15 protein-coding genes are annotated in these 18,530 nt (G+C 67.0%); 13 read left to right on the forward strand and 2 right to left on the reverse strand.

Annotated features, from left to right (window positions below; all coding sequences use genetic code 11):
* The first annotated feature begins 3 nt into the window (after positions 1 to 3).
* Positions 4 to 3,144: an efflux RND transporter permease subunit gene (locus AC6HZP_RS04230; protein WP_497525521.1), complete on the forward strand. Its 3,141-nt coding sequence runs from the start codon at positions 4 to 6 to the stop codon at positions 3,142 to 3,144.
* Positions 3,145 to 3,217: 73 nt separating this feature from the next.
* On the opposite strand, the gene AC6HZP_RS04235 is transcribed toward AC6HZP_RS04230, so the two are convergent.
* Positions 3,218 to 4,363 (reverse strand): helix-turn-helix transcriptional regulator, encoded by a 1,146-nt coding sequence (locus AC6HZP_RS04235; protein ID WP_497525522.1) that lies wholly within the window; start codon positions 4,361 to 4,363, stop codon positions 3,218 to 3,220.
* A gap of 164 nt (positions 4,364 to 4,527) precedes the next feature.
* Here AC6HZP_RS04235 and AC6HZP_RS04240 point away from each other — a divergent pair, with 164 nt between their 5' ends.
* The 6 genes from AC6HZP_RS04240 to AC6HZP_RS04265 all read left to right on the forward strand — a co-directional run bounded on the left by AC6HZP_RS04240 (position 4,528) and on the right by AC6HZP_RS04265 (position 12,091).
* On the forward strand, positions 4,528 to 4,827 hold the full coding sequence (locus AC6HZP_RS04240; RefSeq protein ID WP_497525523.1) for a DUF1294 domain-containing protein: 300 nt from the start codon (positions 4,528 to 4,530) through the stop codon (positions 4,825 to 4,827).
* 125 nt (positions 4,828 to 4,952) lie between these two features.
* Complete coding sequence (locus tag AC6HZP_RS04245; protein ID WP_497525524.1) at positions 4,953 to 5,294, forward strand: hypothetical protein; 342 nt, start codon at positions 4,953 to 4,955, stop codon at positions 5,292 to 5,294.
* Positions 5,295 to 5,705: 411 nt separating this feature from the next.
* Positions 5,706 to 6,833 carry an alpha-hydroxy acid oxidase gene (locus AC6HZP_RS04250; protein ID WP_497525525.1) on the forward strand — a complete coding sequence of 376 codons (1,128 nt, stop codon included), beginning with the start codon at positions 5,706 to 5,708 and terminating at the stop codon, positions 6,831 to 6,833.
* Positions 6,834 to 7,167: 334 nt separating this feature from the next.
* Positions 7,168 to 8,217, forward strand: coding sequence for an HlyD family secretion protein (locus tag AC6HZP_RS04255; RefSeq protein ID WP_201402400.1), 1,050 nt, complete (start codon positions 7,168 to 7,170; stop codon positions 8,215 to 8,217).
* Entirely contained in the window at positions 8,214 to 10,955 is a 2,742-nt protein-coding gene (rbbA, locus tag AC6HZP_RS04260) for a ribosome-associated ATPase/putative transporter RbbA (RefSeq protein ID WP_497525526.1), read from the forward strand. Before AC6HZP_RS04255 ends, rbbA begins: the two co-directional genes overlap by 4 nt.
* Before the next feature lie 2 nt (positions 10,956 to 10,957).
* Entirely contained in the window at positions 10,958 to 12,091 is a 1,134-nt protein-coding gene (locus AC6HZP_RS04265; RefSeq protein WP_497525527.1) for an ABC transporter permease, read from the forward strand.
* A gap of 31 nt (positions 12,092 to 12,122) precedes the next feature.
* Here the strand turns inward: AC6HZP_RS04265 and AC6HZP_RS04270 are convergent, their stop codons facing one another.
* The gene (locus AC6HZP_RS04270; protein ID WP_497525528.1) at positions 12,123 to 12,470 is read right to left on the reverse strand and encodes a RidA family protein; all 348 of its coding nucleotides are present in this window, start codon (positions 12,468 to 12,470) and stop codon (positions 12,123 to 12,125) included.
* A gap of 300 nt (positions 12,471 to 12,770) precedes the next feature.
* On the opposite strand from AC6HZP_RS04270, the gene AC6HZP_RS04275 reads away from it, so the two are divergent.
* From AC6HZP_RS04275 to AC6HZP_RS04300, 6 genes are all read left to right on the forward strand, one after another.
* Positions 12,771 to 13,976 (forward strand): substrate-binding domain-containing protein, encoded by a 1,206-nt coding sequence (locus AC6HZP_RS04275; RefSeq protein ID WP_497525529.1) that lies wholly within the window; start codon positions 12,771 to 12,773, stop codon positions 13,974 to 13,976.
* A 74-nt stretch (positions 13,977 to 14,050) separates the two neighbouring features.
* Complete coding sequence (locus AC6HZP_RS04280) at positions 14,051 to 14,791, forward strand: ATP-binding cassette domain-containing protein (protein WP_497525530.1); 741 nt, start codon at positions 14,051 to 14,053, stop codon at positions 14,789 to 14,791.
* Positions 14,781 to 15,533 (forward strand): ATP-binding cassette domain-containing protein, encoded by a 753-nt coding sequence (locus AC6HZP_RS04285; protein WP_497525531.1) that lies wholly within the window; start codon positions 14,781 to 14,783, stop codon positions 15,531 to 15,533. The genes AC6HZP_RS04280 and AC6HZP_RS04285 overlap by 11 nt, the downstream gene beginning before the upstream one ends.
* Positions 15,530 to 16,519, forward strand: coding sequence for an ABC transporter permease (locus tag AC6HZP_RS04290; RefSeq protein WP_497525532.1), 990 nt, complete (start codon positions 15,530 to 15,532; stop codon positions 16,517 to 16,519). The genes AC6HZP_RS04285 and AC6HZP_RS04290 overlap by 4 nt, the downstream gene beginning before the upstream one ends.
* Positions 16,519 to 17,478, forward strand: a complete 960-nt coding sequence (locus tag AC6HZP_RS04295; protein ID WP_497525533.1) for an ABC transporter permease — start codon at positions 16,519 to 16,521, stop codon at positions 17,476 to 17,478. The genes AC6HZP_RS04290 and AC6HZP_RS04295 overlap by 1 nt, the downstream gene beginning before the upstream one ends.
* A gap of 42 nt (positions 17,479 to 17,520) precedes the next feature.
* The gene (locus tag AC6HZP_RS04300) at positions 17,521 to 18,423 is read left to right on the forward strand and encodes an amidohydrolase family protein (RefSeq protein WP_497525534.1); all 903 of its coding nucleotides are present in this window, start codon (positions 17,521 to 17,523) and stop codon (positions 18,421 to 18,423) included.
* The last annotated feature ends 107 nt before the right edge of the window (positions 18,424 to 18,530 follow it).

An 18,530-nucleotide genomic window follows, 5' to 3' on the forward strand; every position in this document is an offset into this window, starting at 1 on the left:
CCGATGATCTCCTCGCTCTTCGTTGATCGGCCGCGCTTCGCCATCGTCATCGCGCTGGTGACGGTGATCGCCGGCCTGCTGTCGCTCTTCGCCATTCCGATCGCGCAATATCCCGACATCGTGCCGCCGCAGGTGTCGGTGACGACCTTCTATCCCGGCGCTTCCGCCGCCGTGGTGGAATCGACCGTCGCCCAGCCGCTCGAAAGCCAGATCGTCGGCGTCGACAAGTCGATCTACATGAAGAGCGTTTCGGGCAATGACGGCAGCTATACGCTGACCGTGTCGTTCGAGCTCGGCTCGGACGCCGACATCAACGCCGTCAACGTCAACAACCGCGTCCAGGTGGCGCTCTCCAAGCTGCCGCAGGACGTGCAGAAGCAGGGCGTGACCGTCAAGAAGCAGTCGTCCGCGATGCTGGGCGTCATCGCGCTGACGTCGCCCAAGGGCAGCCACGACCAGCTGTTCATCTCGAACTACGCCACGATCAACCTCGTCGACGAGATCCGCTCGACGCCGGGCGTCGGTCAGGCGACCTTGTTCGGGCCGCAGGATTATGCCATGCGCGCCTGGGTGCAGACTGACCTGCTGACCGGGCTCGGGCTGACCACCTCCGACATCGTCAAGGCGATCCAGGGCCAGAACGTGCAGGCCGCCGTCGGCCGCATCGGCGCGCGCCCGATCTCGGACGACCAGCAGCTGCAGCTCAACATCCAGACCAAGGGCCGCCTGTCCTCGGTCGACGAGTTCAACCAGATCATCATCCGCACCAATCAGGATGGTTCGGTGCTGCGTCTCTCCGACGTCGCCCGCGTCGAGCTCGGCGCTGCCAATCTCGACCGCTCGACCCGCCTGAACGGCCAGCCGGCGACGCTGATCGGCATCTACCAGTCGCCCGGCGCCAACGCGCTGACGACGCTCGCCGCCGTCAAGCAGAAGCTCGCCGAGGCGCAGAAGCAGTTCCCCGACGACCTCGCCTGGAGCGTCACCTACGATCCCACCACCTTCGTCACGGCGACGATCGACATCGTCATGCACACGCTGTTCGAGGCGTTCGTGCTCGTCGTGCTGGTGGTGTTCCTCTTCCTTGGCAGTTTCCGCGCCACGCTGATCCCGACCATCGCCGTGCCGGTCAGCCTGATCGGCACCTTCATCGTGCTGAACGCCATCGGCTATTCGGCCAATACGGTGTCGCTGCTCGCGCTCGTGCTCGCCATCGGCATCGTCGTCGACGACGCCATCGTCGTGGTCGAGGCGGTGGAAGCGAAGATGGAGGCCGAGCCTCACCTGACGCCGGCCGAGGCCACCAAGGCGGCGATGGGCGAGATCACGGCGCCGATCATCGGCATCACGCTGGTGCTGCTGTCGGTCTTCGTGCCGGTCGCCTTCATTCCCGGCATCACCGGCGAGCTGTTCCGCCAGTTCGCGGTCACGGTCGCCGTCTCGATGCTGCTCTCCGCCATCAACGCGCTGACGCTGTCGCCGGCGCTCTGCGCCATCCTGCTGAAGCCGCATCACGGTCCCCGTCGCGGTCCGATGGGCGCGGTTATGCGCGGCATCGACCGCGTGCGCGATGCCTATGGCTCGGCCGTCGCCCGGCTGCTCCGCATCTCGATCATCGGCCTCGTCATGGTGGTCGCCTCCGGCATCGGCATCTACCTGCTGAACGGCGTCACGCCGACCGGCTTCCTGCCGGAAGAGGACCAGGGCGCCTTCTTCGTCGTCGTCCAGACGCCGGACGGCGCCTCGGTCGGCCGCACCAGCGCGGCCGTCGCCGAGGTCGAGGCGATCCTGAAGCAGGAAGAGACCATCGCCGACACGTCGTCGATCATCGGCTTCAACTTCGTCGACGGCTACTCGCAGCCCAACGCCGCCTTCGTCATCGCCACGCTGAAGCCGTTCGAGGAGCGCAAGGGCGCCGATCAGTCGGCCGCGGCGGTGATCCAGCGGCTCGGCCCGAAGCTGAAGACCATCACCGGCGGCTTCGCGCTGCCGCTCGCGCCGCCGCCGATCATCGGCCTCGGCACCGGCGGCGGTTTCACCTACATGCTGCGCGCGCTCTCCAACAACGATCCGACGGCGCTGGCGCAGACCCTGCGTGGCCTGCTGGTCGCCGCCAACCAGGATCCGCGCCTCGCAAACGTGTTCTCGTCCTTCTCGGCTTCGAACCCGTCGATCTATCTCGACATCGACCGCGACAAGGCCGAGATCCTCGGCGTCGACATCTCGGCGATCTTCCAGGCGCTGCAGACCTCGCTCGGCGGCGGCTATGTCAACGACATGAACCTGTTCGGCCGCACCTGGCAGGTGCAGGTCCAGGCCGAGGCGCAGGATCGCCGCGCGATCACCGACATCGACCGCATCAATGTGCGCAGCCGGACCGGCGAGATGATCGCGCTGCGCAGCCTGGTCGAACCGAGGCTGGTGCTCGGCCCGCAGGCGCTGATCCGCTACGACAACAAGCTTGCCGTCACGGTTCAGGGCAGCCCGGCGCCCGGCGTCTCGTCCGGCCAGGCGCTCGCCGCGATGGAAGAGGTCGCCGCCCGCGCCTTGCCCAACGGCTATGGCGGCGCCTGGACCGACATCGCGTTCCAGGAAAAGCGGGCCGAGGGGCAGACCGCCATCATCCTCGGCTTCGCGCTGCTGTTCGCCTTCCTGTTCCTGGTGGCGCTCTACGAGAGCTGGACCATTCCGGTGCCGGTGCTGCTCTCCGTCTCGGTCGCGGTGCTCGGGGCGTTCTTCGCCATCCTCGTCGGTCGCCTGACGCTCGATCTCTATGCCCAGATCGGCCTGATCGTGCTGATCGGCCTCGCGGCCAAGAACGGCATCCTGATCATCGAGTTCGCCAAGGAGCGGCGCGAGCACGGCATGCCGCTGATCGAAGCGGCGATCGAAGGCGCGCGGCTGCGCTTCCGCCCGGTGATGATGACGTCCTTCGCCTTCATCCTCGGGCTGGTGCCGCTCGTCTTCGGCACGGGCGCGGCCATGCTTGCCCGCCGCCACGTCTCGACCCCGGTGTTCGGCGGCATGCTGGCGGCATCGCTGGTTGGCATCTTCGCCATCCCCGCGCTCTACGTGATCTTCCAGGGACTGCGGGAACGCATCAAGGGAACGGGCGTGGCGAAGACCGGCGGTTCCGAGAAATAACGAAGATCGCATTTCTGGTTCTGGCGGCCATGGCAATGGCCGCCGGATATCGGCGGGGGCCGATCAGGCGGGCCTAGCGGTCGCGCAGGGCGTGGGTGAGCGCCACCAGTTCATGCTGCTTGTGCGTGTCGGTCTTTGCGAAGGCGGAGCGGAGCTGGGCCCGGATGGTATGGGGGGAGACGCCCCAGGCGGCGGCGAGGCTGCCGAGATTCTCGCCCTGGCTGAGGGCGATGACGATGCGGATTTCCGCCGGCGTCAATCTGAAGTGTTTTTCCAGCTTCTCGGCGAGGGCGCCGCAGGGCGCCAGGAGCGGCTGTCTGCGCAGCAGGACGAGGAAGTTCCTGTCGGAGGTGAACAGCGAGCCGACGCCCCTTATGTCGGGCGGTCGTCCGGTGAAGGGGAGGACCGAGATGGTGAGGGGCATCTCCGGGTGATCCAGGTGCAGATCGCCGGCCGCTCCCGGCGCGGCGTCGCCGAGGCGTTGCTGGAACTGCGCCTGGAAGCGCGTTGAGGCGAAGCGGAACCGGTCCGCCCCGTCGATGGCGACCGCATCGTGCTGGCCGAGGAGTTCCGTCGCGGCCGTATTCAATGCGAGCACGCGCCCCTCCTGGTCGATGATGAGGGCGGGGAGTGCGAGTGAATGCAGCAAGGATGTGTTCTCGTTGAAGGTGTTGGCGTATTTTGCAAGCGCGCGATTGACGTTCAGCGTCTGCCGCATCCGTCTCGTCAGGCCGTCCAGGATGGGGGCCACCTTGGCATGCATGGCTTCGGCGTCCTGGCTGCTGAAATGGACCGCCAGTGTGGCCTTCCGGTTGATTTCGCTGAACAGATGGACGCCGGTAGCGCTGTCCGCCGCGCCTTCGGGGCGAAGCATGTCGTTGTAGAACTCCGTCCGGTGAAGCTCCGGGAGCGGCAGATGGTGGTCCGTCAAGGCGATCTCACCCAGCCGGATTCGGCCGAGCAGAGGGAGCCAGGGCGAAATCGAGGCGAAATATCCGGCGTAGTTGCGGAGGCTTTGCTCGCTGAAGCCGGCGCTGTGCATGGGCGTGCACCAGGTGAGATCATCGTCGAAAGCCTGGAAGATGATCTTGCTGTCGCCGGTGTGGCGGCTGAGGCGATCGATGAACTCGCTCCAGCGGGACGGGTCGAGGGCGGCGGAATCGAGGATCTCGCTCAATTCCGAAACGATCGCTGTCGTCGTCGCTTTCATTCCGGTCATATCCGTCTCTCCGCTGCAGAGGATAGCCGATCCATGGTTGTGGATGAAGCGTTCGTTTCCGGAGGTTGTTCGGATCCGAAGAAGGCCGTCGGCGGGGGCGGCGCTCGGCGGACGCGCGCACCCTCTAGGCTCCCGGCGACCGGCGAGGCCCCGATTTCATGGTGATGTCCATCGACCCCAGGCTGCTCGCCGTCGCGCTCTATTGGGTCGCCGTCAATCTCGCCAGCTTCATCGCCTTCGCCCACGACAAGCGATGCGCCCGGCGGGGGCTTCGGCGGATCCCGGAGCGAACGCTTCTGGTGCTTGCCGGCATCGGCGGCTCGATCGGCGCCCTGGCAGGCCAGCGCTTGCTTCGTCACAAGACCCGCAAGCAGCCATTTCGCGCACGGCTGATGGCCATCGTCGTCCTGCAGGTCACGGCCCTTGCCACGCTCGGAGCGGTGTCCGCCTGGGCCGGGGCGTGACCAACGGCACAGCAATTCGGCAGAATCAAATCAAATCATTGCGTTCGGTTGATCTGTATTCCGTTAGGGAAACCTTCGCGGGAATTTGGTAGCTGTGAGCGGAACACTTCGCAAAACGGGAGGCAATGATGCGAATAGAGATATTGGCGCTGGCCGGACTGCTTGCGGCTTGCACGACCACCCAGCCCGCACGGGTCGCCACCAGCGGCCTGGATCAGGCGCGCCAGGCCTGTCAGACCGCCTATGATTCGGGCCGGATCACGACGCGCGAGGCGCGCGCGAAGTGTCTCAACAATGCGGAAAACCAGTTCCCGGCCGACTTCCCCGACAAGAAAGCGCTCCAGCAGCAACAGGCGCTTCGCCTGAGTCTCGCGAAGCAGGTCGACAGCGGTCGGCTGACGCAGGCCCAGGCCGAGGCGCAGTATGTCAGCTCCCTGAAGCGGATTTCGGCGAAGGCGGGCACCTGACGTCCCCGAACCGCCCCCCTTCGTGACGACGGAAGATCGCGCGAAGGGGATCGCGGGCGCTGGCAACGCGGGCGTGACGGCTTCATCGCCGTCCGGCGCTTTCGGCCGCCCCGGCGTTGCGACAGACCTGTCACAGATTTTGCGCGGGGCACGTTGCCATCGTTCCCAGCCTGCTGACGCAGGGATGGGCTGGCGATTTGCCGTTCTCGCGATGCGGCTGTGCCGACGCGGCGCCGCAATCACGACGATTGCCGCTTTTTCGTCTCGCCCGCGCCTTAACCTCTTCAACTACCGTGCTTATCTTGCCTGACGTGTTGGTTCGGTGGATGCATGGAAGGGTTGATCATGGGGTTTGGATTCTCGCGGCGTGATTTCGTCAAGGTTGGAGCTGTCGCCGGCGCGGGAATGATTGTGACCCAGAAATCGGCGGAGGCCGGACCCGCCAAGGCCGCCAAAGCCGCCGCGACCGCCAAGGCGGAGGCGCCGGCATCGGTCGCCGGCTACCGGCAGCCGACCGGCGACGAAGCGCTGTCGATCGTCAATCTGAACGATCTCGAGGCGGAGGCGGCAAAGGTCCTTCCCAAGGGCGGCTTCGCCTTTATCTCTTCCGGCGCCGACAATCAGGTGACGCTGCGCGACAACCTCGCAGCTTTCGAGCGCATCCAGCTCCGGCCGCATTACCTGGTCGGCAAGCCGGCGCCGGAGACCAAGGTCACGCTCTTCGGCCAGGAACTCAGCCTGCCGGTGATCACCGCGCCGATGGGCGCGCACGGTCTGGCGCATGCCTCGGCCGAGCTCGGCACGGCGCGCGGAACCGCCGCCGCCGGCACGCTGATGACGGTGAGCACCGCCGCCAACGAGACGCTCGAGGACGTCGCAGCCGCCTCGACCGGGCCGAAATGGTTCCAGCTCTATCTGCAGGAAGACCAGGGCAAGTCGCGCGAGCTGATCCAGCGGGCCGAGAAGGCCGGCTATTCGGCGATCGTCTTCACCATCGACGCCTTCGCCCCCGGCTCGTCGGACGAGGCGAACCGCCTTGGCTTCTCGTTTCCCCCGAGCCTGCCCTTCGCCAACACCGGCACGGCGACGTTCAAGCCGAGCCTGACGTGGGAAGACGTCGACTTCATCAAGGAGACGACGGACCTGCCGCTGATCCTGAAAGGCGTTCTGTCGCCGGATGTCGCCGAGAAGGCGATCAAGCGCGGCGTCAACGGCATCCAGGTCTCCAACCATGGCGGCCGCCAGCTCGACGGCGTGCAGGCGGCGATCGATGCGCTGCCGGCGGTGGCGGGCGCGGTCAAGGGTCGGGTGCCGGTGATCATGGATGGCGGCGTGCGGCGCGGCACCGACGTCTTCAAGGCGATCGCGCTCGGCGCCAATGCCGTCGCGCTCGGCCGGCCGGTGCTCTACGGGCTGGCGCTCGGCGGCGCCAAAGGCGTCGAGAGCGTGTACGGACAGCTCCAGGCCGAGCTCGTCCGCACGATGACGATCGCCGGCACCGCCAATGTCGCCGAGATCAGCCGGAAATACGTGCTTTAGCGGCGGGTCGGCGACGCCACTTCCTTGAACCTCCCCCTTGAGGGGAGGTCGAAAACGCCCTTCGCGTTTTCGGGAAGGGGTTCTTCTTGCAGCTTGCGGTGGTTTCGACGAAGACCCCCCTCCCCAAGACCGCCCGAAGGCGGTCTTGACCCTCCCTCAAAGGGAGGGTTCAGGCGTCCGGTGCCACGGCTGAGTTTATGGAGCAGACCTGTCAGGTCGCCGGCTCGGCTCGGAGAGTTTTCACCGGTGTCGTGCCGTAAGGTGTCTTTCCCAATTCATCCGGGTGCCCGATACTGCCGGTTGAGTCTGCGTCCGACATGCGAGGTATCGAGCGATGCGTCACCCTTGGCCAAGAGCGGCGCTGGTCGCGTTTCTGGCGGTCTTCGCCACCGATGCGGTGACGACGCAGCTGGGAGCCGGGTCCTGGCTCGTTTCGGAAGCGGCGGCGCAGAACAAGCTGAAGAGCCTGATCGACCGGCTGCGCGGCAATCCGCTGCCGGCCGGCATCGCCCAGTCGAACGGCCGCATCGAGGGCCAGGAGATCGACATCTCCAGCAAATATCCGGGCCGTCTCGCCTCGGTCGACGTGCATGAGGGCGACACGGTCGAGGCCGGCCAGGTGGTCGCCCGCATCGACGACCGCGAATATCGCGCGCAGCTGCTCGGCGCCCAGGCGCAGGTGCTTCGCGCCGAGAGCGCGCTGAGCGAGGTCGACGCGCAGATCACCCAGCGCGACAGCGATCGCGCGCTCGCCCAGGCGAGCTTCGACCGCATCAACGCGCTGTTCCAGAAGGGGCACGCGACGGCGCAGCTGCGCGACGAGGCGCAGAACAAGCTGAACGTCGCCAACGCCGCCTACCAGGCGATGGTCGCGGCGCGGGCGCAGGCGGAATCGACGATCAAGGCGGCGGAAGCCGACGTGTCGCGGCTCAACGCCATCCTCGAGGACATGGTGCTGGTGGCGCCGCGGCGCGGCCGCGTGCAGTACGAGCTGGCGCGCGCCGGCGAGGTGGTCGGCGCCGGCACGCGCGTGCTGACGCTGCTCGATCTCTCCGACATCTCGATGTCGATCTACCTGCCGGCCAAGGACGTCGCCGGCATCGGCATCGGCGACGAGGCGCGCATCATCCTCGATCCGATCCCCGACTACGTCATTCCCGCCACCGTCACCTTCGTATCCGGCGAGGCGCAGTTCACGCCGAAGACGGTCGAGACCAAGGACGAGCGCGAGAAGCTGATGTTCCGCGTCAAGCTGCAGATCCCGCGCGCGCTGGTCCAGCGCTTCGAGAAGCAGGTCAAGGTCGGCGTGCGCGGCACCGGCTTCGTGCGTACCTCGCTCGACGCCGAATGGCCGGAGAGCCTCAAGGTCAACGTTCCGCAATGAGCGAGCCCGTCGCGCGGCTCGAAGGCGTCACCCATCGCTACGGCAAGCGGCTCGCCGTCGATGCGCTGAACCTCGCCATTCCGGCCGGCTGCATGGCCGGGCTGATCGGTCCGGACGGCGTCGGCAAGTCGACCGTGCTGGCGCTGCTCGCCGGCGTGCGCAAGCTGCAGACGGGTTCCGTGCAGGTTCTCGGCGGCAACATGGCTGAGAAGCGCTTTCGCGACGAGGCCTCGCCGCGCATCGCCTACATGCCGCAGGGACTGGGCCGCAATCTCTATCCGACGCTGACCGTCTTCGAGAACCTCGATTTCTTCGCCCGCCTGTTCGGCCAGGGCGCTGCCGAGCGGCAGGCGCGCATCCACGATCTCCTGACCGCGACCGGGCTCGACCCGTTCCCGGACCGTCCGGCGGGCAAGCTCTCCGGCGGCATGAAGCAGAAGCTCAGCCTCTGCTGCGCGCTGATCCACGATCCCGATTTCCTCATCCTCGACGAGCCGACGACCGGCGTCGATCCGCTGTCGCGGCAGCAGTTCTGGGATTTGATCGACACTATCCGCGCCCGCCGGCCGCAGATGAGCGTCATCGTCGCCACCGCCTATATGGACGAGGCCGAGCGCTTCGACTGGCTGGCGGCGATGGATGACGGCAAGGTTATCGCCGAGGGTTCGCCGGCCGAAGTTCGCGGCCGAGCCGGCAAGGAGACGCTGGAAGAGGCGTTCATCGCGCTGCTGCCGGAGGAGAAGCGCCGGGGCTATCAGAGCGTGGTCGTGCCGCCGCGCGTCGTCGCGCCCGACGAGGTGCCGGCGATCGAGGCAGAGGGGCTGACCTGCCGCTTCGGCAATTTCACCGCCGTCAACAACGTCTCCTTCCGCATCTCCAAGGGCGAGATCTTCGGCTTCCTCGGCTCGAATGGCTGCGGCAAGTCGACGACGATGAAGATGCTGACCGGCCTGATCACGCCGACCGAGGGCTGGACCAAGCTGTTCGGCCAGTCGCTCACCGGCAACGAGATGGAGATCCGCCAGCACGTCGGCTACATGTCGCAGGCGTTCTCGCTCTATACCGAGCTGACGGTCCGCCAGAACCTCGACCTGCACGCGCATCTCTTCCACATCCCGGCGAACGAGATCGACGCGCGCATCGAGGAGATGCTGACGCGCTACGATCTCTCCGAGGTGGCCGACGCGCTGCCCGACAGCCTGCCGCTCGGCATGCGGCAGCGCCTGCAGCTCGCCGTCGCGGTTATCCACCGGCCGTCGATCCTGATCCTCGACGAGCCGACCTCGGGCGTCGACCCGGTGGCGCGCGACTCGTTCTGGCGCACGCTGATCTCGCTCGCCCGCGACCACGGCGTGACGATCTTCATCTCCACCCATTTCATGAACGAGGCGGCCCGCTGCGACCGCATCTCGCTGATGCATGCCGGCAAGGTATTCGCCGTCGGCGCGCCGCAGGAACTCGCCGAGCAGCGCGGCAAGGCGACGCTCGAGGAGGCCTTCGTCTCCTATCTGAAGGAAGCCTCCGGCATTCCGGAGGAAGCGCCGGCCGCGACCGAGGCGGAGACCGCGGCGGTCGCGACCGCGATCCCGGCGACCTCGCACGCTGTCGCGAGGCCGCGCCGTTTCGATCCCGGCCGTCTCTGGGCTTATGCGCGGCGCGAGACGATGGAGCTGCTGCGCGACCGCATCCGCCTCTGGTTCGCGCTGTTCGGCCCCGTCATCCTGATGATCACCTTCGGCTACGGCATTTCGTTCGACGTCGAGAACCTGACCTTCGCCGCCTATGACCAGGACAAGACGCAGGAAAGCCGCCAGCTGCTGGAGAACTTCTCCGCCTCGCGCTATTTCAGCGAACGTCCCGATATCGCGTCGAGCGCCGAGCTGCAGAGCCGGCTGAAGAGCGGCGAGGTCAACATCGCCATCGAGATACCCTCCGGCTACGGCCGCGATCTGAAGGCCAACCGCCAGCCCGAGGTGTCGGTGACGGTCGACGGCAGCATGCCGTTCCGGGCCGAGACGGCGAAGGGCTATGTGACCGGCCTCGCGACCGGCTATGCGAGCGAACTGATGCGGCAGAGCGGGGCGGCGGTGCCGGCGATCTCGATGGAGACGCGCTTCCGCTACAACCAGGCCTTCAAGAGCGTCAACGCCATGGTGCCGAGCGTCATCATGCTGATGCTGGTGCTGATCCCGGCGATCATGTCGGCGATCGGCATCGTGCGTGAAAAGGAAACCGGCTCGATCGCCAATTTCTACTCGACGCCGATCAGCAAGCCGGAATTCCTGCTCGGCAAGCAATTGCCCTATATCGGCGTCTCGCTGGTGAGCGCGGCGGTCTTGTTCCTCCTGGCGCTGTTCCTGTTCCGATTGCCGCTGAAGGGATCCTTCTCCCTCTTCGCCATCGCGACGCTCGTCTATCTCGTCGCGACGACGGGCTTCGGGCAGCTGGTCTCGACCTTCACCAAGTCGCAGGTGGCGGCGGTCGTCGCCACCGCGATCATCGCGATCGTGCCGGCGGTCAATTTCTCCGGCCTGATCATCCCCGTCTCGTCGCTGACCGGCAGCGGCCGCGCGCTCGGCCTCGCCTTCCCGCCGGCCTGGTATCAGCCGATCAGCGTCGGCGCCTTCACCAAGGGGCTCGGCTGGCTCGACCTCTGGCCCAATCTGCTGGCGCTGGTGGGCTTCTGCCTGCTGTTCTTCGTGCTGTCGCTCGTCCTCCTGCGCAAACAGGACACCTGACGATGAACGCGCTCCGCTGGCTCTCCAACCTCTACTACCTGTTCATCAAGGAACTGCGCAGCATCAAGGCTGATCCGATCATGCTGGTGCTGGTCGTCTACGCCTTCACGCTGGCGATCTATACCGTCTCGACCGGCGCCTCGACCGAGCTGAAGAACCTCGCCGTCGCGGTCGTCGACGAGGACGATTCGCAATTGTCGCGGAAGATCATCAGCGCGCTGCAGCCGCCGATCTTCCAGGAGGCGGTGAAGATCTCGGCACGCGAGGCCGACGCGGCGCTGAACGAGGGACGGTTCGTATTCATCCTCGACATCCCGCCCGATTTCGAGCGCGACATCCTCGCCGACAGGCCGGCCGAACTGCAGGTCGAGATCGACGCGACGGCCATCGTCTTCGCCGGCAACGGCTCGGTCGCGCTGCAGAACGTGATCGCCAACGAGATCTCGGAATTCCGCTATGGCGGCGGCGTCACGGCCGCGGCGCCGGTCCGTCTGGTGATGCGCAGCGCCTTCAATCCGAACCTGAACTCGGTCTGGTTCGGCTCGCTGATGCAGGTGATGAACAACATCACCATGCTGACCCTGATCCTCTCCGGCGCGGCGCTGATCCGCGAGCGCGAGCGCGGAACCGTCGAGCATCTCCTGGTCATGCCGGTCGTCGCCAGCCAGATCGTGCTCGCCAAGGTGCTCGCCAACGGGCTGGTGATCGTCGCGGCGGCGATCCTGTCGCTGATCTTCGTCGTGCACCTCCTGCTCAGCGTGCCGATCCAGGGCTCGGTGCTCTTGTTCCTGCTCGGTACGACGATCTACACGCTGTCGATCGCCTCGATGGGCATCCTGCTCGCCACCTTCTCGACCTCGATGGCGCAGTTCGGCCTTCTGGCCATCCCGGTACTCATCATCCTGAACCTGCTCTCAGGCGGCATGACGCCGATGGAGAGCATGCCGGTCTGGCTGCGCTACGCCATGCAGACGCTGACGACGACACCGCATTTCGTGTCGTTCACCCAGGCCGTGCTCTTCCGCGGCGGCGGCTTCTCGCTCGTCTGGCAATATCTGCTGATCTTCGTCGTCTTCGGCGCCGTCTATTTCGCGCTGTCGCTGATGCGCTTCCGCAGCGCCGTGCTGAAGGGGTAGCAGGCCCGAAGGCCGGCGCCCTTCTGCGCCCTCAGGGCAGGGCGGCGACGGCCGTGATCTCGATCTTGTAGGCGGGATCGGCAAGCGGAACCTGGCCGGTGGCGCGGGCCGGCGTGTTGTTGGGATCGACCCAGGCGTCCCAGACGCTGTTCATGGCGGCGAAATCGGCGATGTCGTCGAGCCAGATCGTCACCGCGAGCAGGCGCGACTTGTCGGTGCCGGAAAGCGCCAGCACGCGATCGATCTCCGCCAGTGCGCCGCGTGTCTGGGTGACGATGTCGGTGCCCGGCTGGCCGACCTGGCCTGCCACATGCACGACGCCGTCATGGGTCGCCGTCTCGCACCAGCGCAGATCCGGCTCCAGTCTCTTGATCTCCACGAAAGTCTCCTTGGTCGAATGGGTCGGTCCGCCGTTCCGTTAGCCGATGGCGCGCGCCCCTGTCCATGCCGCGCCCCGGATGTCGCGATCCGATCGGCGTCGTGGACACGGGCGCCTCGCGGCGGATTTCCGATTGACAGGGCCGCCGCTTGCTATCTGATATGAACAATGCATCTTACATACAAAAGTCGATATCCGGCCATCGTGCGCGAAAAAAGGTTCGGATCAACAACGGCTTGGTGGGATCGAGGGAGAGGCGGGGGACGGATTTCGTCGCCCGATCAGAGGGAGAGACGCACAATGAAACTGGCAAACAGAGTGAAGTCGGTTCTGGCGGCGGCCGTCGGCGGCGCCGCCCTGATGAGCGGCGCGAGCCTGGCCCAGGCCGCGGAGCTGCCCGCGACGTTCCAGACGCTGCCGCCGGAAATCCAGGCGCTCTATCTCGGCGTCGAGGAGACGATCCAGCCGTCGGCCTATGACAATTTCGCGCCCGTGGCGAAGCCGTGGAAGTGGTGCCATTCGGAATCCTACCAGGGCAATCCGTGGCGCGTTTCGGTGACGCGCGAGCTCGAGCGCCTCGTCGGCCTCTACAAGGAGAAGGGCTGGGTCTCCGAATTCGAGATGTCGGATTCGAACGGCGACACCGGCCAGCAGATCGCCCAGATCCGCGCCTTCATCGACAAGAAGTGCAGCATCATCACCTCCTTCGCCGGTTCGTCGACGGCGCTGAACGAGGTGATCGAGGCGGCGTTCAAGGCCGGCATTCCCTTCGTCACGGGTGCGGGCGCCGTCACCAGCCCCTACGCCATCAACGTCGATTCCAACTATGTGAAGTTCGGCTATGACGTCGCCAAGGGCGTCATCGACGGCATCGGTGGCAAGGGCAACGTGCTGCGCATCGAGGGCATCGCCGGCAGCCCGCTGGTCGCCCAGCAGCGCGCCGGCGCCGACAAGGCCTTCGCCGAGGCGCCGGAGGTCAAGGTCGTCCGCGACGTCAACGGCAACTGGTCGCCGAACGTCACCAAGACCGTGACGCTGCAGGTGCTTGCCACCACGCCGCAGCCGATCGCCGGCGTCTGGACATCGGGTTCGGAGTCGCGCATCGTCGCCGAGGCGTTCCAGCAGGCGGGCCGGCCGATCCCGGTCGTCTCCGGCTCGATCTCGGGCGACGCGCTCGGCTTCTGGAAGGAGAACCAGGATACGTTCCGCTTTACCGGCGGCGCGCTGATGCCGTCCTGGACGGCGCAGACGCTGTTCCGCGTCGGTGTCCGCGTGCTCGAGGGCCAGCAGCCGAAGCTCAACATCCTGATGGTCCCGATCCCGGCCGTGAAGCCGGACGAGCTCGGCAAGTGGCATCGCGACTGCATGACCAAGGACGCCGTGTCGGTGTTCCCGGTCGCGCCGGAAGATCCGATGCCGGAGACGCTGATGGACGCGTATTTCGCCAAGCCCGCGCATACGGAGCTGTTCGACTACGCGAAGACGCCGGATCCCTGCGCCAAGTAGGATCCAGCCGAAACAGCGGGAGGGCCGGCCGCCGGCTCTCCCGTCTCCGCATCCGGACGGGAGACTGACTGCCTATGCTCGAGATCCGCGATCTCTCGAAGCGCTATGGCGAGACGATTGCGCTCGACGGCGCCCATGTTTCGTTCTCGCCCGGCACGATCCATACCATCCTTGGCGAGAACGGCTCGGGCAAGAGCACGCTGGTCAAGCTGCTCTCGGGCATCGTCTCGCCGGATCGCGGCACGATCAGCTTCGAGGGCCGGCCGATCGTCGGCCGTGATCCCGCTGATTTCCGCGCCGCCGGCTTCGCCACCGTGTTCCAGGAAGTGCTGATCGCGCCGGACCGCAGCGTCGCCGACAACATCCTGCTCGGCTATGACGGCCTCTTCCGCCGCCGTGTGCCGCGCGGCGAGCGGCGGGCGCTGGCCGCCGGCATCCTCTCCGAATTCGCCGTTACCGACGTGCCGCTGGACGAGCCGGCCGGCGAAGTGCCGCTGGCGGCGCAGCAGCTGATCGTGCTGGCCCGGGCGCTCACGCGAAAACCCCGCGTGCTGATCCTCGACGAGGTGACGGCGGCGCTCGATTTCGCCGATCGCGAGGCGGTGTTCGCGCTGATGCGTCGGCTGGCGGGGGAGGGCTGCCTGATCCTCTTCATCACCCACCGCATGGACGAGGTCACCGGCCTGTCCGACCGGGTGACGGTGTTGCGCAGCGGCCAGGTCGTGAAGACGCTGGAGAAGGGTGAGCTCGTGCCCGATGATCTGCTCGCCCTGATGGCGCCCGAAACGGCGCGGGAGCTGCACCATGTCGGATAGCCCGATCACCCTTTCCGCGCGGGGCCTGTCGCTGAAGCCGGGCGCGGTTCCGTTCGACCAGGACATCCGCCGCGGCGAGATCGTCGGCCTCGCCGGGCTCGACGGTCATGGCCAGGACGCGTTCATGGAAACGCTGGCCGGCCTTCGCGCACCGGTCACCGGCCGCGTGACGGCGCCGCTGGCGAAGGGTGGCGAGCGGGTGATCACCAGCTTCCGCCGCGCGGTCCAGAGCGGCATCGCCTATCTGCCGCGCGATCGCCGCGCCACCGGCATCTTCCCGTCGATGTCGATCCTCGACAATTTCGCCATCGCCACCGTCGGTCGCGACCGCCGGTTCGGGCTGATCAGCCCGGCCGAGCGGCGCAAGCGCTATGACTATTACCGCGAGCGGCTGTCGATCGTCGCGCCCGAGCCCGGCCGCCACCTGATCACGACGCTGTCGGGCGGCAACCAGCAGAAGGTGCTGCTCGCCCGCGCGCTGGCCCACAAGCCGGACGTGCTGCTGCTCAACGATCCGACCCGCGGCGTCGACATCGCCACCCGCCGCGTCCTCTATTCGGTGTTCCGCGAGCTGGCCAACGAAGGCATGGCGCTGGTCGTGCTCTCGACCGAGATCGAGGAGGCGCTGGTGCTCTGCGACCGCATCCTCGTCTTCCGGGAGCAGGAACTCGCCGCGCCGCTCGAAGGCGCCGCGCGCTCGTCCGAGCGCATCATCGCAACCATGTTCGGACGGGCGGCATGACTGTTCTCGCGACCTCATCCGCCGCCGCCGGCCGCGCGCCGGCGCTGAAGGCGATCTGGCGGCAGACCGGCTTCGCGCCGATCCTGTTCGTCATCCTGCTTGCCATCAACATCTTCATCAATCCGGCCCGCTTCGCGCCCTCCGCCTGGGGAACGCTGATCGGCCTCGCCGCGCCGCTGATCGGCGCGGCAATCGCCTCGGCGCCGGCCATCCTCGGCGGCCGCGGCGGCATCGACATCTCGGTCGGCCCGATCATGGGCTTCGTCAACGCCATCGTCGTCCTGGTGCTGATCCAGAAGCTCGGCCTGACCTCGCCATGGATCGTCGTTGGCGCGGCGGTCGCGATCGGCGGCCTCGTCGGCGTGCTGAACGGCTTCCTGGCCACGATCCTGCGCATCCAGCCGATTGTCGCCACGCTCGGCACCTATCTGCTCCTGGTCGGCACGACGCTGACCATCCTGCCGGCGCCGACCGGCACCGTGCCGGTGTGGCTCAAATCGCTCGGCGGGCCGCTGTCGATCCTGCCGCTCGGCGCGGTGTTCCTGATCTGGTTTCTGATCCGCCGCCTGCCCTATTACGATCACCTGATGGCGGTCGGCAGCGACGACCGCGCCGCCTACACGGCCGGCATTCCGGTCACGCTGGTGCGCTTCCTCTCCTATGTCATCACCGGCGTGTTTGCCGGCGTGGCGGGGCTGATGATGACGGCGCTGATCGGCTCGGCCGATCCGTCGATCGGCCCGACCTATACGCTGATCGCGATCTCCGCCGTGGCGCTTGGCGGCGTCAGCCTCGCCGGCGGCCGTGGCGGGCTGATCGGCGCCGCCATTGGCGCGATCGACATCTTCCTGCTGCAGAGCGCGCTGACCTATTTCAATTTCTCGACCTTCGTGCTGCAGATCGCCTACGGCTCCATCCTCGTCATCGCCATCGTGCTGACGGCGCTGCAGGACCGCTGGCTCGGTCGTTCCAGGGGAGGCCGCTGATGCCCCGCTTCAGCCGCGACCAGGCGCGCGTCCTCGGCGCCCTCATCGTCGCCGTCGTCCTGCATCTCGCCGGAACGGCGCTGATCCAGGGTTATTCCAGCGAGTTCTCGATGCGGGCCATGCTGGTGCTCGCCTCGCTGCTCGCCATCGCCTCGATCGGCCAGACGCTGGTGGTGATCATCGGCGGCATCGATCTGTCGATCCCCTTCGTCATCGGCTTCGCCAATGTCGTCACCGCCCATCTCTATGGCGGCGGCATGGACTTTACGCTCGTCTGCGGGATCGTGATCGGCCTCGCCTTTCTGATCGGCGGGCTGAACGGGCTGATCTCGTCCAGCCTCGGCCTGCATCCGCTCATCGTGACGCTCGGCATCGGCACCATCGTGCAGGGCTCCGTGCTGCTGTGGACCGGCGGCTTCCCGTCCGGCTCGGCGCCGGCCTCGGTCACCGAATTCGTCTCGATCGGCGGCTCCGTCGGCTTCCTGCCGGTGCCGTGGCTGGTGCCGTGCTTCGTCGCGCTCGCGGCCATCGTCACGGTGGCGCTGGCGCGCACGCCCTATGGCCGCCGCCTGTTCGCGCTCGGCAGCAATCCGCGCGCCGCCCCGCTGGCGCTGATCCACCCGGTGGCGATGTGGACGGTGACCTTCGGCCTCAGCGCTGTCTTCGCGGCCGTTACCGGCATCCTGCTGCTCGGCTTCACCGGCTCCGCCTATGGCGAGGTCGGCCAGCCCTATCTGTTCCAGACCATCGCCGCCGTCGTCATCGGCGGCACGGCGCTGGTCGGCGGGCGAGGCTCCTATCTCGGCACCGTCGCCGGCGCGCTGGTGCTGACCGAGATCAACACGCTGCTGATCGGCCTCGGCCTGCAGCCGTCGCTGGTCCAGGCCGTGCTCGGCGTCGTCATCGTCGTGCTGGTGTCGTTCTACGGCCGCGACCCGCATGTGCGGACGACGATCTGACCGTCGCCGCAACCCTTCGATATCAACGGAACTGGAAGAAACATGTCCGGCGATCTCTATAGCGGGCCGATCATCGACGCCCACCATCACTTCTGGGACCTCGGTCTCGGCAAGCATGGCTGGCTCGCCGGCGGCAATCCCGGCGACGAGCTGGCGCCGATCCGCCGCAACGTCCTGCCGGCCGACTATGAGGCACTGGCACTGCCGGAAAACATCGTCGCCAGCATCCATATCGAGGCGAACTGGGATCCGGCCGATCCGTCAGGCGAGAGCGACTGGCTCGACGGTCTGTCGCGCAGCGACGGCATCGCGTCGCGCTACGTCGCCCATGCGGCGCTCGCCGACGCGGACGCGCCCGAGATTCTGGAGCGACATGCCGCCAACCCGCGCGTCGTCGGCATCCGCGAGATCCTGAGCTGGCATCCCGATCCCGCCAAGCGCCGCATGCCGGACAATGACCGCATGGACGACCCGCGCTGGCGCGCCAACCTCGCCCACTTCCGCGATCTCGGCTTCAGCTTCGATCTGCTGATCTCGCCGCACCAGCACGAGACGGCGCGCCGCCTCGCCGACGCGTTTCCGGACGTCCGCTTCCTGGTCAATCACTGCGGCAGCCCAATGGATCGCGACGCAGACGGCATGCGGCGCTGGCGCGAGGGGCTCGCGCTGCTGGCGGGCGCGGAAAACGTCGCGATCAAGATCTCCGATCCGGTCGCCTATGACCCGGACTGGACGCCGGCGAGCCTCACCGAGGTGATCGACGCCTGCATCGACGCCTTCGGCGCCGACCGCTCGATCTTCGCCAGCGATCACCCGGTGGCCGGTCTACATATCGGCCTCTCGGAATGGATCGCCATCTTCAAGCAGGCGGTGCGCGGCTTCTCGGCCGACGAGCAGGCGAAGCTGTTCGCCGGCAATGCGCGGGACTGGTATCGGCTGGCCTGAGCACGGGGCGAGGCGATCTCCCTCGCGCTGTGCCGCCCTCCGCCGTCATCCCGGCGAAGGCCGGGATCCAGACACGCCGACCCCGAACCAGAACGCTAGACCCAGAT

Source organism: Kaistia sp. SLG-1 (assembly GCF_059699055.1).

What these genes read in the sequence shown, in the direction of transcription:
- AC6HZP_RS04245 (WP_497525524.1), top strand. Translation starts at nt 4,953, where the DNA reads ATGATGCGAATAGAGATATTGGCGCTGGCCGGACTGCTTGCGGCTTGC.
- AC6HZP_RS04240 (WP_497525523.1), top strand. Translation starts at nt 4,528, where the DNA reads ATGTCCATCGACCCCAGGCTGCTCGCCGTCGCGCTCTATTGGGTCGCC.
- AC6HZP_RS04285 (WP_497525531.1), top strand. Translation starts at nt 14,781, where the DNA reads ATGTCGGATAGCCCGATCACCCTTTCCGCGCGGGGCCTGTCGCTGAAG.
- AC6HZP_RS04290 (WP_497525532.1), top strand. Translation starts at nt 15,530, where the DNA reads ATGACTGTTCTCGCGACCTCATCCGCCGCCGCCGGCCGCGCGCCGGCG.
- AC6HZP_RS04300 (WP_497525534.1), top strand. Translation starts at nt 17,521, where the DNA reads ATGTCCGGCGATCTCTATAGCGGGCCGATCATCGACGCCCACCATCAC.
- AC6HZP_RS04235 (WP_497525522.1), bottom strand. Translation starts at nt 4,363, where the DNA reads ATGACCGGAATGAAAGCGACGACGACAGCGATCGTTTCGGAATTGAGC.
- AC6HZP_RS04295 (WP_497525533.1), top strand. Translation starts at nt 16,519, where the DNA reads ATGCCCCGCTTCAGCCGCGACCAGGCGCGCGTCCTCGGCGCCCTCATC.
- rbbA (WP_497525526.1), top strand. Translation starts at nt 8,214, where the DNA reads ATGAGCGAGCCCGTCGCGCGGCTCGAAGGCGTCACCCATCGCTACGGC.
- AC6HZP_RS04265 (WP_497525527.1), top strand. Translation starts at nt 10,958, where the DNA reads ATGAACGCGCTCCGCTGGCTCTCCAACCTCTACTACCTGTTCATCAAG.
- AC6HZP_RS04230 (WP_497525521.1), top strand. Translation starts at nt 4, where the DNA reads ATGATCTCCTCGCTCTTCGTTGATCGGCCGCGCTTCGCCATCGTCATC.
- AC6HZP_RS04275 (WP_497525529.1), top strand. Translation starts at nt 12,771, where the DNA reads ATGAAACTGGCAAACAGAGTGAAGTCGGTTCTGGCGGCGGCCGTCGGC.
- AC6HZP_RS04280 (WP_497525530.1), top strand. Translation starts at nt 14,051, where the DNA reads ATGCTCGAGATCCGCGATCTCTCGAAGCGCTATGGCGAGACGATTGCG.
- AC6HZP_RS04255 (WP_201402400.1), top strand. Translation starts at nt 7,168, where the DNA reads ATGCGTCACCCTTGGCCAAGAGCGGCGCTGGTCGCGTTTCTGGCGGTC.